The following is a 16066-nucleotide window of genomic DNA, read 5'->3' on the forward strand; positions in this document are numbered from 1 at the left end:
GCTACCGGCATCGCAAGATGGCGGGATGGGTGAGCAGAAGTCAGCCGAGGCCGTAGTAGCTGCTCGAAACCGGAGCAATGAAGGGCTGAACCTGCCATGAGCGGATAGTCAGGTGTGCTCTCTGAGCGGGTCGTAGGCACAAGCTCCCTAATACGGAGGCCTGGACATTTAGGAAGTAGGGGCCGGAAGTCCCGAGGGCCTGTCTGGGTGCTTAGATTACGCGGGCGACACATCGAACGAAACCAAGCTCGCTGACGCAGTTGGTCAGTAGGCAGGAACCGCCGTATACGGAACCGTACGTACGGTGGTGTGGGAGGACGGCGGGGGCGACCCCGCCTTCTACCCGATCGCGACAGCCGCGAGCAGGTCACCTGGTTTGGCGCTATTCGCCGGGTTGACCATGCTTGGCCAGGCGCTCCAGCGCCGCGCGCAGCTTGGGGTCGGTTATACCCTCTGCGGTGGCCTGGATGTTCTCGGCAGCGCTACTGGACAGGCTGATTGTGCGACCGGGTGCACGCCTTTCGGCAGTTGGCGGTTGCACCTTGAACAGGATCTTGGTTAAGGTCGCGAACTCTTCGAGTGTCTGCAACTGCCTGAGCAGGCGCCGTTGCTGATAACGCAAACGGGTGGCCCAGTGGCCATCGGTGACTATAAGAAGCAGGCAACCCTCGCGCCAGGACGCTACATGACAGTGTTCGCGGGCGGCGGGTTGCAGCTGGCTTTCCAGCAAGTGCTGCAGGCGATCGATGCGTTGCGCCTGGTTGAACAGCGCTTTCAGGGGCTTCGCTTCGCGCATTAGCGCGGCGGGTGCTTTAGCCGGCAAAGGACGAAACGTCATGGCAGGACGCCTGAGATTGTGGGGCCGCCATGGTAGCAGAATCTCTGCTGCCGACTTGGGCTCCGCCTTAAAGGGGAAGCCATGCACATCATTCTACTCAATCGGAGTCACGGCGCCGCGCGTTCGCTGAGCCTGGATTTACGTTGGTTGCTGGTGGCGCTGCTCATGCTGCTCGCGACGGCGCTTGGCAGTGGCGTCGCGGTAGGGGCTTGGGTCGTGCCACACGTGGAGCACGTGCCGGGCAGTGCCCAGTTGACCGCGGCGCTGGATCGCCAGCGGGCGGAAGTGGGCGCGGTGCGGGTCGATGCCCAGCGCCAGCTGGACGCCTTCGCCGCCCATGTCGCCGAGCTGCAGGCGCGCTTGACCCGCCTGGATGCCCTGGGCGAGCGCCTGACCGAGCTGGCCGAGCTGGACTCCAGCGAATTCGATTTTTCCCTGAATGTCGGTCAGGGTGGCCCGGACGAACTGTTCGGTGGCCCGGCCTATGCGCCGCCATCCTTCATCGCGACGCTGGATGAATTGGCCCTGCGCCTGGACAGCCGCGAGCAGCAGCTCGAGGTGCTGGAGCAATTGCTCGCCGACCGCCAGTTGAATGAGGCCGAATACCTCGCCGGGCGTCCGGTCTTGCAGGGCTATATCTCCTCGCCGTTCGGCCGGCGTACCGATCCCCTGAACGGACGTTTGCGTGTGCATAAGGGCGTGGACTTCGCCGCCAAGGCCGGTAGTGATGTGGTCGCGGTGGCCGCCGGTGTGGTGACCGCCTCGAGCCGGCGTTCCGGTTATGGCAATACCGTGGAAATCAGCCACGCCGACGGCTACGTCACCCTGTACGCGCACAATCAGAGCAACCTGGTGCAGGTCGGCGATCTGGTGCAGCGCGGCCAGGTCATCGCCAAGGTTGGCAGCACCGGCCGCTCGACCGGTGCCCATGTGCATTTCGAAGTCAGTCAGAATGGCCGGGTGGTCAATCCCACCAGCTATATCGCTCGCGTCAGCGGCATCGAATAACGCCGCTTTCTTCATCGTCGTTTCCGGGTAGAATGCCCCCTTCGCACGCAGCCATGAGGGCTGCATGGGCGACTCATGGGGCCGCCCTCCATCCATACGCGTGGAAGACCCTGCCGATATGTTTGCGCCTTTGTTGAAAAAACTCTTTGGAAGCAAGAACGAGCGTGAAGTCAAACGCATGCTCAAGACGGTTCAGATCGTCAATGCCTTCGAGGAGCAGATGCTCGCGCTCTCGGATGAGCAACTGCGCGCCAAGACCGCCGAGTTCAAGGCCCGCCTGGCTAAAGGTGAAACCCTCGATCAGTTGCTGCCGGAAGCCTTCGCCGTAACCCGGGAAGCGGGCAAGCGCGTCATGGGCATGCGCCACTTCGATGTGCAGCTGATCGGTGGCATGACCTTGCACGAAGGCAAGATCGCCGAGATGCGTACCGGTGAGGGCAAGACCCTGGTGGCGACCCTGGCGGTCTACCTCAACTCACTGTCCGGCAAGGGCGTGCACGTGGTCACGGTCAACGACTACCTGGCCCGCCGCGACGCCAACTGGATGCGCCCGCTGTACGAATTCCTCGGCATGTCGGTGGGCATCGTCACCCCGTTCATGCCGCCGGAAGAGAAGCGCAGCGCCTATGCGGCCGATATCACCTACGGCACCAACAACGAGTTCGGTTTCGATTACCTGCGCGACAACATGGCCTTCAGCCTGGAGGAAAAATTCCAGCGCGAGCTGAATTTTGCCGTGATCGATGAAGTCGACTCGATCCTCATCGACGAGGCGCGTACCCCGTTGATCATCTCCGGTCAGGCCGAAGACAGCTCCAAGCTGTATACCGAAATCAACAAGCTGATCCCGCGCCTCAAACTGCACGTCGAGGAAGAGGAGGGCGTGGTCACCCAGGAAGGCCACTACAAGGTCGACGAGAAGACCCGTCAGGTCGAGTTGAACGAGGCGGGCCACCAGTTCGTCGAAGAGTTGCTGACCGAGGTCGGTTTGCTGGCCGAGGGCGAGAGCCTCTATTCGGCGCATAACCTGGGCTTGCTGACCCACGTCTACTCCGGCTTGCGCGCGCACAAGCTGTTCAACCGCAACGTCGAATACATCGTGCAGAACGATCAGGTGCTGCTGATCGACGAGCACACCGGTCGCACCATGCCGGGCCGTCGCCTGTCCGAGGGCCTGCACCAGGCCATCGAAGCCAAGGAAGGCTTGCCGATCCAGGCCGAGAGCCAGACCCTGGCTTCGACCACCTTCCAGAACTACTTCCGCCTATACAACAAACTGTCCGGCATGACCGGTACTGCCGACACCGAGGCCTTCGAGTTCCATCAGATCTATGGTCTGGAAGTGGTGGTGATTCCGACCAACCGGCCGATGGCGCGCAAGGACTTCAACGACCTGGTCTACCTGACCCAGGAAGAGAAGTACGCGGCGATCATTACCGACATCAAGGAGTGCCAGGCTCAGGGCCGGCCGATTCTGGTTGGTACCGCGACCATCGACAGTTCCGAATACGTCTCCAAGTTGCTGGACAAGGAAGGCATCGCGCACCAGGTGCTCAATGCCAAGTTCCACGAAAAAGAGGCCGAGATCATTGCCCAGGCGGGGCGTCCTGGTGCGCTGACCATCGCCACCAACATGGCCGGCCGCGGTACCGATATCGTCCTGGGCGGCAACTGGGAAGTCGAAGTGGCCGCCCTGGAAAACCCCTCTGCCGAGCAGGTCGCGCAGATCAAGGCCGAATGGCAGAGGCGCCACCAGCAAGTGATCGAGTCGGGCGGCCTGCATGTGATCGCCTCCGAACGTCACGAGTCGCGGCGCATCGACAATCAGCTGCGCGGCCGCTCCGGTCGTCAGGGCGACCCGGGTTCCAGTCGTTTCTACCTGTCGCTGGAAGACAGCCTGATGCGCATCTTCGCCTCCGATCGGGTGAAGAACTTCATGAAAGCCCTGGGCATGCAGCCAGGCGAAGCGATCGAGCATCGCATGGTCAGCAACGCGATCGAGAAGGCGCAGCGCAAGGTCGAGGGACGCAACTTCGACATGCGCAAGCAACTGCTGGAATTCGATGACGTATCCAACGAGCAGCGCAAGGTGATTTATCACATGCGCAACACCCTGCTGGCTGCCGATGACATTGGCGAAACCATCGCCGAGTTCCGCAAGGAAGTGCTCGAAGGCATCATCAACGAACATATCGCGCCGCAGTCGCTGCCCGAACAATGGGATATCGCCGGTCTGGAAGAAGCGCTGTACGCCGGGTTCAATATCAAGCTTGCGCTCCAGCAGTGGCTCGACGACGACCACAAGCTTTATGAAGAAACCCTGCGCGAGCGCATCCTGCAAGAGCTGGTCGCGGCCTATAACGAAAAAGAAGAGCTGGCCAGCACCGAGGCCCTGCGTACCTTCGAGAAGCAGATATTGCTGCGCGTGCTCGACGACCTGTGGAAAGACCACCTGTCGACCATGGATCACCTGCGCCATGGCATTCACCTGCGCGGTTATGCGCAGAAGAACCCCAAGCAGGAGTACAAGCGCGAGTCGTTCACCCTGTTCCAGGACCTGCTCAACTCGATCAAGCGCGACACCATCCGGGTCTTGTCCCATGTGCAGGTGCGTCGCGAAGACCCGGCCGAGGAAGAAGCGCGCCTGCGCCGCGAAGCCGAGGCGCTGGCCGAACGCATGCAGTTCCAGCACGCCGAAGCATCGGCCCTGATGCAGCCCGAGGCAGTGGCTGAAGAGGGAGATGTGGCGGTTGCGCCGCCACCCGTGCGCAGCGAACCGAAGATCGGCCGCAACGAACCTTGCCCCTGCGGTTCCGGCAAGAAGTACAAACATTGCCACGGCCAGGTCAACTGATCTCGGGCTGACGCAACATAGCAGAAAGGGTAGCGGCTTCGGTTATGCTTGAGCCTGCCCCCCAAACGCCGCGAACGGCCTGGCCGCTCGCGGCGTTTTACCATCGAATTCGGTCGTGCCCTGCGGTGCGACACTTAAACCCATCAAGGAGCACACCCTATGGCTGTTGGTCTTGGCCCGCTGTCTACCCTGCACCCGGTTCCAGGTTTCGAGCTGGGCATCGCTTCGGCTGGCATCAAACGCCCGGGGCGCAAGGATGTGGTAGTCATGCGCTGCGCCGAAGGCTCCAGCGTGGCCGGGGTGTTCACCCTCAATGCCTTCTGTGCGGCGCCGGTGATCCTGGCCAGGAAGCGCGTGCTGGGCAGCGTGCGCTACCTGCTGACCAATACCGGCAATGCCAATGCCGGCACCGGCGAGCCCGGCCTGCAGAATGCCGTGCGCAGCTGCGCCAGCCTGGCGCAACTGGCCGGTGTCGATGAGGGGGCGGTGCTGCCGTTCTCCACCGGGGTGATCGGCGAGCCCTTGCCGGTGGAAAAGATCGAAGGCGCCTTGCAGGCCGCTCTGGACGACCTGGATGCGGATCACTGGGCCGAGGCCGCCATCGGCATCATGACCACCGACACTCTGCCCAAGGGCGCCAGCCGTCAGTTTGAGCATGATGGCGTCACTGTCACCGTCACCGGCATCAGCAAGGGCGCCGGGATGATCAAGCCGAACATGGCGACCATGCTCGGTTACATCGCCACTGACGCCAAGGTCAGCCAGGGCGTCTTGCAGGACTTGCTGCGCGACGCGGCTAACAAGTCGTTCAACCGCATTACCATCGATGGCGACACTTCGACCAACGATTGCTGCATGTTGATCGCCACCGGCCAGGCGCCGCTGGAGGAAATCACCCAGGCCAGCGGCGCGTTGTTCGCCGCGCTCAAGCAGGCGGTGTTCGAGGTGTGCATGGAAGTGGCCCAGGCCATCGTGCGCGACGGCGAAGGCGCGACCAAGTTCGTCACCGTGCAGGTCAACGGCGGGGCGACTTATCAGGAGTGCCTGGACGTCGGTTATGCCGTGGCCCATTCGCCGCTGATCAAGACCGCGCTGTTCGCCTCCGACCCGAACTGGGGGCGCATCCTCGCCGCGGTCGGCCGCGCCGGTGTGGCGCAACTGGATGTCAGCCTGATCGACGTGTTCCTCGGCGATGTGTGCATTGCCAGCCGTGGTTGCCGGGCCGCCAGCTACACCGAAGAGCAGGGGGCGGCGGTGATGGCCAGAGAGGAAATCACCATTCGCATCGAGCTGGGGCGTGGCACCTGCAGCGAGACGATCTGGACCACCGATCTGTCCCACGAGTACGTGAAGATCAACGCCGAGTATCGGACTTAAGCGGCAAGCAGCAAGCGATAAGCTGCAAGCCTGTTCCCACCGCACACAGGCTTGCAGGCGGCTATTCCCGTTGTTCATGGGGGCATGAACAACGGGAATTTGCTATTGGATAGCGCGCCGTCTTAATGTCCAATGACCCCTCAGCAAGCGCATCACGCACGGAGTGCCCCCCATGTCCCTGGTTCTGGTGATCGGCAACAAAACCTACTCGTCCTGGTCGCTACGCGCCGCCCTGGCCATGGAACTGGCCGAGGCGCCGTATAGCGAAGTACTGATCCCGCTCGACCGTGCGGATAGCCGGGCGCGCATCCTCGAGCATTCGCCGACCGGCAAGGTGCCGTTGCTGAAGACCGAGGAGGGGCCGGTGTGGGACTCCCTGGCGATCGGCGAATACCTCGCCGAAAGCTTCCCCGAGGCCTATCTGTGGCCGCGCGGCGAGTATGCCCGGGCGGTGGCGCGCAGCGTCTGCGCCGAGATGCACAGCGGCTTCGTGGCGCTGCGCACGCACCTGCCGATGGATCTCAAGCGCGATCAGGCGCTGGACGCAATGCCGGCCGAAGCCGAGGCCGACATCCGACGCATCTGTGAACTCTGGGCCGAGTGCCGGGCCAGGTTTGGCCAGGACGGCCCCTATCTGTTCGGTCACGCCAGCCTGGCGGATGCCTTCTTCGCGCCGGTGGCGGCGCGGCTACGCAGTTATCAGGTCAGCTTGCCGGAAACCGCTGCGGCCTATGTCGATAGCATTTACCAGTGGCCGGCATTTCAGCGCTGGTACCAGGCGGCGCAGGAGGAACAACTGGGGTGAAACGCATTCATGTAGCCGCCGCGGTGATCCGTGCCGCCGATGGCCGCATCCTGATCGCCAGGCGTGCGGCCGACCAGCATCAGGGCGGCTTGTGGGAGTTCCCGGGCGGCAAGGTCGAGCCTGGCGAGACGGTGCAGGCGGCCCTGGCGCGCGAACTGGAGGAAGAACTGGGCATTCGCCCGACTGCTGCGCGGCCACTGATTCAGGTGCATCACAATTACCCGGACAAGCAGGTGCTGCTGGATGTCTGGGAAGTCTCGGCCTTCGTCGGCGAGCCGTATGGCGCCGAAGGCCAGCCGCTGGCCTGGGTCGCTGCGCGGCAGTTGACCGAGTATCGGTTTCCGGCGGCCAACCGGCCGATAGTGGCGGCCGCCCGTTTGCCCGACCGTTACCTGATCACGCCGGAAGGGCTGCCTGCGCAAGCCTTGCTGCAGGGCGTGCGAGCGGCCCTGGCTGGCGGCATTCGGTTGATCCAGCTGCGGGCGCCGGGGCTGTTCGATGCCCAGTACCGTGACCTGGCCCAGGATATCCAGGGGCTCTGCGCGGGCAAGGCACAGCTGATGCTCAAGGGACCGCTGGAGTGGCTGGGGGATTTCCCGGCCGCGGGCTGGCACCTGACCTCCCGGCAACTGCACGAACTGGCCGCTGGCGGGCGACCGCTAGCGGCCGATCGCTGGCTGGCGGCCTCCTGCCATACGGCCGAGGAGCTGGCGCTGGCCGCGCAGGCGGGGGTGGATTTCGTCACCCTGTCGCCGCTGCAAACCACCCCGACCCATCCCGATGCGGTCGCGCTGGGTTGGGATCTGGCGGGCGAGTTGCTGCGCAGTTTCAATCAGCCGGCCTACCTGCTCGGCGGGGTCGGTCCGCAGCATCTGGAGCAGGCCTGGCAGGCGGGCGCCCAGGGCGTCGCCGGCATTCGCGCGTTCTGGCCGGTCTGAAAACGCCACGTGCCGCCGCATGCAGGTCGTTCGCTCGCCATCGCGCAACAAATGGGCATTCACAAAGTGCTTCGGTATCGTCGCTGCCGGGCATACCCTCTTTTAAGCTTCCCGATCGAGTTCGCCGATGTCCGTGTCTGCCCGTTCCCCATCCAACATGCGTCCCAGCACCCTGCATCTGCCCCAGGGCGACTGGCCGACGGTGCTCGATTGCCTGTGCGCGCACTTTCCGGCGATCGACCGCGAGCAATGGCTACAGCGCATGGCGCGTGGGCGGGTGCTGGACGCCAAGGGCGCGCCGATCGGCCCGGCGCATGCCTATCGGGTCGGCCTGCGCGTGCATTACTTTCGCGAGGTGGCGGCGGAGACGCCGATTCCCTTCGTCGAGAGCGTGCTCTATGTCGACGAGCACCTGCTGGTGGCCGACAAGCCGCATTTCCTGCCGGTGATGCCGGCCGGCGAGTATGTCGAGCAGACGCTGCAGGCGCGCCTGGCCAAGCGCCTGGGCAATGCCGACCTGGTGCCGTTGCACCGCATCGACCGGCATACCGCCGGGCTGGTGCTGTTTTCCACCAACCCGCAGAGCCGCGGGCTGTATCAGGCGCTGTTCCGTGAGCGGCAGATGGGCAAGCGTTACGAGGCGTTGGCGCCGGCGTTGCCGGGCCTGGAGTTTCCCCTGCGCCGGGCCACGCGCCTGGGCGCCGGCGAGCCGTTCTTCCGCATGCAGGAAGTCGCCGGCCTGGCCAATACCGAGACCCGTATCGAAGTGGCGCAGCGGCTGGGCGAGCACTGGCTCTATGGACTCTACCCGGTGACCGGCAAGAAGCATCAACTGCGGGTGCACATGGCCGCCCTGGGCGCGCCCATTCTCAACGATCCCTTCTACCCCGAGATCAGCGAAGGCCCCGGTGCCCCCGATGATTACAGCCGACCGCTCAAGCTGCTGGCCCAGGGCCTGGCCTTCAGCGATCCGCTGAGCGGCGAGCCGCGCCGCTTCGAGAGCCGCCTGAGCCTGCTCTGATCCCGTAGATCCTATGTGCATACAGACCGCTTCTACAAATCCCCTGAGCCCTCGTAGCCCGGATGCAATCCGGGGAAGCGGACGCTCTTGGGCTTAAGCCTGTGGTTTCGGCGCCGCCTGCCAGAGCACTTCGGCAATGTGCTGGCGCTTGGCGATCAGGCGGGCGGCGACGAACAGCAGGTCGGAGAGGCGGTTGACATAGGCCAGGCCGACGCCGCGTAGCGGTTCCTCGGCGTTCAGACGCTGGCAGCGGCGTTCGGCGCTGCGCGCCAGGCTGCGGCAGGCGTGGGCCTGGGCGACCAGGCGGGAGCCGCCCGGCAGGATGAAGTTCTGCAGCGGGCCGAGTTCCTCGTTCCAGCGGTCTATGGCCGCTTCCAGGCGTTCGACTTCGGCTGGTTGCAGGGCCTGGTACGCGGGCATGGCGAGTTCGCCGCCAAGGTCGAACAGGCGGTGCTGGCAGGGCGCGAGCACCTCGATGAGTTCGCTCAGCCCCGGCCACCTGGCCTGCTGTTCGGCCAGCTCGGCCAGCAGCAGGCCGAGCTGGCTGTTGAGCGTGTCCATCTCGCCCATGGCCTCCACCCGCGGGTGATCCTTGGCCACCCGACGGCCATCGGCCAGCCCGGTTTCGCCGGCATCACCGGTGCGCGTGTAAATCTTCGACAGTCGATAACCCATGTTCAATGACCTGTGTGGGGGATAGTTGCAGTCAGGGGCAGGCGCAGGGTGAAGCAGGTGCCCTGGTCTTTCTTGGATTGCACCTCCATCTGCCCTTTGTGGTTGTTGGTGATGATGAAGTAGGACACCGACAGGCCCAGCCCGGTGCCTTGGCCGACCTCCTTGGTGGTGAAAAATGGTTCGAAGATGCGTTTGCGCACTGATTCAGGCATGCCGACGCCGTTGTCTTCCACCTGGATTTCCGCCCAGGGCGGGGCCAGCCGGGTGCGCAGGATGATCTGTCCGGGCGTGCTGCTGTCTTCGCGCTGATGAATCGCCTGGGCGGCGTTTTTCAGCAGGTTGAGCAGCACCTGTTCCAGTTCGTTGGCGGTGCCGGGCACCGGGCCCAGGTCCGGGTCGAACTCGCGGTGGATGAGCAGGCTCTTGAAGTCGAAGCTTTCGGTCAGGTCATAGTCGTTGCCGGCGATTTCCAGGGCCTGGTCGATCACCGCGGGCAGCATGCAGGGCGCCAGTTGGCGGTTGCTGCGGCGACTGAAGCTGAGCATGTGACTGACGATTTTCGCCGCGCGGGTGCCGGCCTGCTGGATATCGTCGAGCAGCCGGGGGATTTCCCGCGCCTGCAGGTAACGGTCGATGTTCGGCAGGCTGAGGCCAAGGCGCTCGGCGTGCTCGCGGTTCTTCTCCAGTTTCGGCGACAGGCGTCGACGAATGTTCTGCACGTTATGCAGGATGGCGCCGAGCGGGTTGTTGATCTCGTGGGCCATGCCGGCGGCCAGGCCGCCGACCGAGAGCATTTTCTCCGACTGCACCATCATCTCTTCCAGATTGAGGCGCTGGGTGATGTCGTCGATACGGATCACCACGCCGCGGCCGGCCCCGCCCATCAGCGGATAAAAGGTCAGGGCGTAGTGACGCGGTTCTTCGTCCTTGCTCCAGGTCACCCGCTCGATCTTCTCCACCTTGTGTTGCTCGACGGTGCGTTTGAGCATCGGCAGGAAGGGCTTGAGCGGCGGGAAAGCGAGGAACACCGGCTGGTTCAGCGCCTCGGTCAGGCGCGTGCCGGAGAGGGCGCTGGCCTCCTGGTTCCACTGGGTGACGTAGAGCTGTTCGTCGAGGGCGATCAGGGCCGAGGGCATGGAGTCGATGATGCTGTTGAGGTAGTTCTGGAAGCCGGTGAGCTTCTTCTCGATCTTGCTGCGTACCTGCACCTCCAGCTCCAGCTTGCGGTTGGAGTGGCGGGTTTCTTCGGCGAGATTATGCGCCTGATCGAATGCGGCCTGGGCGTCGTCGCGGGCGCGTTTGAGCTGTTGTTCGCGGCCTTCCATGCGCATCAGCATGGTGTTGAAGGCGTCGGCCAGACTGCCGATCTCGTCCTGATTGCCGCGCTTGGCCCGCAGCGAGTAATTCTCTTCGCGGGTGACCTGGCGCGACAGCTCTTCCAGCCGGCGGATCGGCTTGGTTATCAGGCGGCGGATCTGCCGCGCCACCAGCAGCCAGAGCAGCACGCTGAAGGCGAGAATCGCCAGGCTGGCGGTCAGGGTGCCGGTATAGAAGGCGCTGGGCAGTTCGCTGGAGGCGACCAGCAGCAGGTAACCGTGGCGAGCGCCAGGCTGGGGCAGTTCGACCAGCAGGTTGGTGCGGAATTCGCTATGGCGCCAACTGTCCAGTTGTTCGACTCGCACTGGCAAGTCCAGGGACTCGCCACGCTGCAGTTGCGCCAGGCTGACGCCATTGCTGTCGTAGATAACCGCGGCGCGCAGCGGCGGGTAATCATCCAGGCGCTGCAGCAGGGCTTGGGCGGCGCTCGTCGAGCTTAGCGCCTCCTGACCCAGGGCGGGGCTGGCGATCAGTCGGCCCAGGGTGTGCAAGGCCTGGGGGGCGACGCTCTGCTGGGAGATCCAGTAGGCCGCGCTGATGAAGGCCAGGTTGGCCATCAGCAGCACGGCGGCCAGCAATACCAGCAACGCGGCGAGCAGTTTACGGCCGACTGGAAGATTGTCGAGGCGCTGACGCAATGGCATGGGCTGAAAAGTCGCGGTGGCCGGGAAGTTCGAGCAGGGTAACGCGCGGCTTAATGGCTGGGCAATCCGTGGGCGCGCAGGTACTCGAGCAGGCGCGCATGCAGTGCCTCCAGGTGGGGCAAGGCCAGGCGATGCTGCTGCGCCGTGGCACAGGCATGGCCGAGCAGGTAAGCGATTTCGGTCCGCCGGCCCTGGGCGACATCCTGGTGCATCGAGGAGTAATTCGCCGCGGTGGCCTGGATCACCCGCTGCACCTCGGCATGCAGGTCCAGCGCCGCGGCGGTCTGGCCACAGGTTCGCAGCAGTTGAGCGAGCTCGGTGCAGAGCGCGGCGACCTCTTCCGGGTGGTCACTGAGGCCGCCATTGCGGCAGTCGTAGAGTACGCTCAGCGGATTGATCGCGCAGTTCAGCGCCAGCTTGCGCCATAAGCGGCCGAGAATGTCCGGGCTCCACTGGTGGGGAATGCCGCTGCGCTCGAGATCAACCAGCCAGCGCGGCGGACGGTCGTCGAGCGGATCGCCGAGCCAGGTGTGGCCCTGGCCGGCGAATACCACGCGCGCGCCATCGCGAAAGGCGCCTTCGGTGCTGGAGGCGAAAATGCAGCGTGCCTGGGGTACCAGGGCCGCTACGGCCGCCTGGCTGCCCAGGCCGTTTTGCAGAAGGACCAGTTCGGCACCCGGCGCCAGGCGCGCCGCGATGCCGGCAATGGCGGTTTCGGCGTCGTAGGCTTTGCAGGCCAGCAGCAGGCGCCGGATTGGCTGGGGATCGTCGGCGGTTTGCCCCGGTACGGGGTAGCGTCGGGCCTGCCCCTGCTCGACCAGGGTCAGCCCGCCCGCGCGTCGATAACTGGCGAGGCGGCTGGAGTCGCGCAGGATCAGTTGCACCGCTATGCCAGCGCGCGTCAGGCGTGCGGCCCAGAGGCAGCCCAGGCTGCCAGCGCCGAGTACATGCCAGCTCATCGCGGACGCCGCCTAGTTCGCCAGCGGCAGGCGCATGGCCGCGACCCGGCCACTGGCGTAGGACTCCGGCAGCAGTTTGCGCGCATGCGCGATCAGATTGTCCGGGCCGGTGGGCAGGGCTTTGCCGTCGAGGCCGACCAGGCTGATGCCGGCCTTGAGGCTGATAAAGCCCTCGCTGGTCTTGAACGCCTTGAGGTTGATGCCCTCGTGCAGGCGCTTGAAGCTGCTCGGCGAACACTCATGCAGGTTTTCGAGCAGGGTGATCAGGGCGAAATGGTTGTCGTCCAGGCGCACCAGCACGTCCAGCGGACGCACCAGTTGCTGCAGGCGGCGAGCGACGCCATGCAGCAGTTCGCTGTAGAAGCCGTTGCCATGACGCTGGCGCAGTTCGTTGGCCTCCTGCAGGCCGATCAGCAGGTAACACAACGCGCCGCCGCGCGACTCGAGCTGGCGCAGGCTGTCGAGCAGTTTCTGGCGCAGGTAGCGTGCGTTGCCCAGACCGGTCAGCGAGTCGACCAGGTTGCGCTGTTCCAGGCTGGCGATGTTTTCCGTCAGCAGGCGGTTTTCCTGGAGCAGGCGCTGCAGGGTATTGCACAGCCGATCGGCGGCGTAGACCCGTGGCACCAGTTGTTCATTCATCTGCGCCTTGTTGATGAAGTCGTCAACCCCGCGGTCGAAGGCCTCGCCCAGCACATTTTCACCTTCCTTGCCGGTCAGCAGCATGACGTAGGTGTAGTGATCGGCCATTTCATCCAGTTGACGGACCCGTCCGGTCAATTCCAGGCCATCCATTTCCGGCATCAACCAGTCTGCCAGGAGCACGCTGGCCGGGCGTTGTTCGAGCAGGCCGATGGCTTCTGCGGCGCTGTTGGCAAAGCGCAGGTCCTGGTAGCCGGCCTGGCTCAGGGCGCGGCCGATCATGGCGCTGGAGAACTTGGCGTCGTCCACCACCAGGATGCTGAGATGGGGGTTGGGCATGGGCGGGCTCGTAGAGGAAGTCGCATAAGCCCGGTACATCGCCGGGCAGTGTTTGTCCTGGGAGTCTGTCTGGCTTGAACAGTGTTAAGTCAGGTAGGCTCCCAAGGCTATATAATGGCCGGGTTTTTCAACCGGCAACAAGCCACGCGTGTCCCGTCCGTGATCTGGGTCGCGCCGTCTATCTGGAGGAAACCCATGCCCTCGTTCGACGTGGTGTCCGAACTGGACAAACACGAAGTCACCAATGCTGTCGACAACGCCGTCAAGGAACTTGAGCGTCGTTACGACCTGCGCGGTAAAGGCAGCTTCGAGCTCAAAGACCTGACCGTCAACCTGACGGCCGATGCGGATTTTCAGCTGGAGCAGATGGTCGAGATTCTCAAGCTCTGTCTGGTAAAGCGCAAGATCGATGTGCAGTGCGTCGAGTTCAAGGACGCTTACCCTTCGGGCAAGAGCGTCAAGCAGGAAGCGGTCTTGCGCGAAGGCATCGACAAGGAGCTGGCGAAGAAGATCGTCGCCCACATCAAGGACAGCAAGCTCAAGGTACAGGCCGCCATCCAGGGCGAGCAGGTGCGCATTACCGGCAAGAAACGCGATGACCTGCAGGAGGCGATTGCCGCCCTGCGCGCCAAGGACTTCGGCATGCCGCTGCAATTCAACAACTTCCGCGATTGATGCGGCAAGCCCGCCGGGCCTGGGTGGCGTGGCAGCAATGAGTGTAAAGCGACCGCCATGGCTTGCCATGGCGGTCGCGTTTCAAGCGTCGAAAAGGAGTGGCAAATGGAAATGAATGTCGAGCAACTGGTGAAAATGTCCGAGACCTGGCTGCCGGTGGTGTTGCAATACGGCGGTCAACTGACCCTGGCGCTCATCACCTTGCTGATCGGTTGGTGGTTGATCAACGTGCTGACCCGCAAAGTAGGCGCCGTGCTGGATCGGCGCAACGTCGACCGCGCTCTGCACAGCTTCGTCGGTAGCCTGGCCAGTATCGTCCTCAAGGTACTGTTGCTGGTCAGCGTGGCCTCGATGGTTGGGGTGGAAACCACTTCCTTCATCGCGGTGATCGGTGCCGCCGGCCTGGCCATCGGTCTGGCGCTGCAAGGCAGCCTGGCGAACTTCGCCGGTGGCGTGCTGATCATGCTGTTCCGTCCGTTCCGGGCCGGCGACTGGATCGAAGGGCAGGGCGTATCGGGCAGCGTCGACAGTATCCAGATCTTCCACACCACCCTGAAAACCGCCGACAACAAGGTGGTGATAGTGCCTAACGGCAGCCTGTCCAACGGCAATATCACCAACTATTCGCGCGAAACCACGCGCCGCGTCGATATCAACCTGGGCATCGACTATTCCAGCGACATCAAGCAGGCCCGCGATGTACTGCTGCAGATCGCCGGGGATCCGCGCGTGCATCTCGATCCGGCTCCGGTGGTGTTCGTCACCGGCCTCGGCGACAGTGCGGTCAACCTGTCACTGCGCGTATGGGTGGATACGGCAGAGTACTGGCCGGTGACCTTCGCCTTCACCGAGCTGGCCAAGGAGCGCCTGACCCAAGCCGGTATCGGTATCCCGTTCCCGCAGCGGGTGGTGCATCTGGTTCAGGCCAGCTAAACCGCCGCGCACGGCTCGCTTATGAAAATGCCGCGTTCCCTGCGATGGGAACGCGGCATTTTTCTGCGCTGGGTCCGGCACTGCCAACTGCGCTTGATTACAGGTTGCAGGCCAGGCGGCTGCTGGAATTACATGCGCAGGCCGCCGTCCAGTTCGAGGATACGACCGGTGTAATAATCGTTTTCCAGGATGTAGGCCACCGAATGGGCGATTTCGGCCGGCTTGCCCATGCGTCGCAGCGGAATGCCGGAAGTCATTTTTTCCAGGGCTTCGGGTTTCATGCTGGCGACCATTTCGGTCTCGATGAAACCGGGGGCTACGCCCGCCACGCGGATGCCGTAACGCGCCAGTTCCTTGGCCCAGACCACGGTATCGGCGGCGACGCCGGCCTTGGCTGCGGAGTAGTTGGCCTGGCCCATGTTGCCGGCGCGGGAAATCGAGGAAATATTGACGATCGCGCCCTGGTTCTGCAGTTCGATCATTTTCGCTGCCACTTCGCGGGTGCAGAGGAACACCCCGGTCAGGTTGACGTCGATCACCGACTGCCATTGGGCCAAGCTCATCTTGGTCATTTCGCCGTCCTTGACCTTGATGGTCAGGCCGTCGCGCAGGATCCCGGCGTTATTCACCAGGCCATTGATCGCACCGAAATCTTCGGCGACCTGGGCGACCATGTGAATCACCTGCTCTTCATTAGCCACGTTGCACAGGTAGGCGCGTGCTTCCACGCCATGGGCCTTGCAGGCGGCCACGGCTTCGTCGAGTTTTTCCTGGTTGAGATCGACCAGCGCCAGTTTGGCCCCTTTGCCCGCCAGGTATTCGCCCATGGCACGGCCCAGGCCCTGGCAGCCGCCGGTGATGATGATAACTTTGTCTTCGAGTTGCATCGCGTATCCCCTCAAGGTGTTTCGTGTGGCCCCGCTGGCGCGCTGTAACGGCTATTCTAGGCGCCTGTCCGTTTGTGACGGATTCTTTGCGAGGAGT

General features: G+C 63.8%; 13 protein-coding genes and 1 pseudogene. 8 read left to right on the plus strand and 6 right to left on the minus strand.

The features are described from left to right. Window positions 1-382 precede the first annotated feature (382 nt). Window positions 383-838, minus strand: coding sequence for a DciA family protein (locus tag BM315_RS17435; protein WP_090503389.1), 456 nt, complete (start codon window positions 836-838; stop codon window positions 383-385). A gap of 81 nt (window positions 839-919) precedes the next feature. Here BM315_RS17435 and BM315_RS17440 point away from each other — a divergent pair, with 81 nt between their 5' ends. The 6 genes from BM315_RS17440 (at window position 920) to BM315_RS17465 (ending at window position 8841) form a co-directional block, all read left to right on the plus strand. After that, a complete protein-coding gene (locus tag BM315_RS17440; protein ID WP_090503392.1) occupies window positions 920-1846 on the plus strand; it encodes a M23 family metallopeptidase in 927 nt (308 codons plus the stop codon). A gap of 118 nt (window positions 1847-1964) precedes the next feature. After that, a complete protein-coding gene (gene secA, locus BM315_RS17445) occupies window positions 1965-4700 on the plus strand; it encodes a preprotein translocase subunit SecA (protein WP_090503394.1) in 2736 nt (911 codons plus the stop codon). 159 nt (window positions 4701-4859) lie between these two features. After that, complete coding sequence (argJ, locus tag BM315_RS17450; protein WP_090503397.1) at window positions 4860-6077, plus strand: bifunctional glutamate N-acetyltransferase/amino-acid acetyltransferase ArgJ; 1218 nt, start codon at window positions 4860-4862, stop codon at window positions 6075-6077. 172 nt (window positions 6078-6249) lie between these two features. Continuing rightward, entirely contained in the window at window positions 6250-6882 is a 633-nt protein-coding gene (locus tag BM315_RS17455; protein ID WP_090503399.1) for a glutathione S-transferase family protein, read from the plus strand. Continuing rightward, window positions 6879-7820 carry a Nudix family hydrolase gene (locus tag BM315_RS17460; RefSeq protein WP_090503401.1) on the plus strand — a complete coding sequence of 314 codons (942 nt, stop codon included), beginning with the start codon at window positions 6879-6881 and terminating at the stop codon, window positions 7818-7820. The genes BM315_RS17455 and BM315_RS17460 overlap by 4 nt, the downstream gene beginning before the upstream one ends. Before the next feature lie 127 nt (window positions 7821-7947). Further along, window positions 7948-8841 (plus strand): pseudouridine synthase, encoded by an 894-nt coding sequence (locus tag BM315_RS17465; protein WP_090503404.1) that lies wholly within the window; start codon window positions 7948-7950, stop codon window positions 8839-8841. Window positions 8842-8934: 93 nt separating this feature from the next. On the opposite strand, the gene BM315_RS17470 is transcribed toward BM315_RS17465, so the two are convergent. The 4 genes and pseudogenes from BM315_RS17470 to BM315_RS17485 form a co-directional block, all read right to left on the minus strand. Next, window positions 8935-9516, minus strand: coding sequence for a cob(I)yrinic acid a,c-diamide adenosyltransferase (locus BM315_RS17470; RefSeq protein ID WP_090503406.1), 582 nt, complete (start codon window positions 9514-9516; stop codon window positions 8935-8937). Window positions 9517-9518: 2 nt separating this feature from the next. Then, window positions 9519-11537 carry a sensor histidine kinase gene (locus BM315_RS17475; RefSeq protein WP_090503409.1) on the minus strand — a complete coding sequence of 673 codons (2019 nt, stop codon included), beginning with the start codon at window positions 11535-11537 and terminating at the stop codon, window positions 9519-9521. 50 nt (window positions 11538-11587) lie between these two features. Further along, entirely contained in the window at window positions 11588-12496 is a 909-nt protein-coding gene (locus BM315_RS17480) for a putative 2-dehydropantoate 2-reductase (RefSeq protein WP_090503411.1), read from the minus strand. A 12-nt stretch (window positions 12497-12508) separates the two neighbouring features. Continuing rightward, window positions 12509-13519, minus strand: a pseudogene (locus BM315_RS17485) (GGDEF domain-containing response regulator); the annotation flags it as partial. Between the two features lie 150 nt (window positions 13520-13669). On the opposite strand from BM315_RS17485, the gene BM315_RS17490 reads away from it, so the two are divergent. Together BM315_RS17490 and BM315_RS17495 are read left to right on the plus strand one after the other, a co-directional pair. Further along, window positions 13670-14149: a YajQ family cyclic di-GMP-binding protein gene (locus BM315_RS17490; RefSeq protein WP_090503417.1), complete on the plus strand. Its 480-nt coding sequence runs from the start codon at window positions 13670-13672 to the stop codon at window positions 14147-14149. A 105-nt stretch (window positions 14150-14254) separates the two neighbouring features. Continuing rightward, window positions 14255-15082 (plus strand): mechanosensitive ion channel family protein, encoded by an 828-nt coding sequence (locus BM315_RS17495; RefSeq protein WP_090503420.1) that lies wholly within the window; start codon window positions 14255-14257, stop codon window positions 15080-15082. Between the two features lie 128 nt (window positions 15083-15210). On the opposite strand, the gene BM315_RS17500 is transcribed toward BM315_RS17495, so the two are convergent. After that, window positions 15211-15969, minus strand: a complete 759-nt coding sequence (locus tag BM315_RS17500; protein ID WP_090503422.1) for an SDR family oxidoreductase — start codon at window positions 15967-15969, stop codon at window positions 15211-15213. Window positions 15970-16066: the final 97 nt, after the last annotated feature.

It is taken from the genome of Pseudomonas borbori (assembly GCF_900115555.1).
Lineage (GTDB): Bacteria > Pseudomonadota > Gammaproteobacteria > Pseudomonadales > Pseudomonadaceae > Aquipseudomonas > Aquipseudomonas borbori.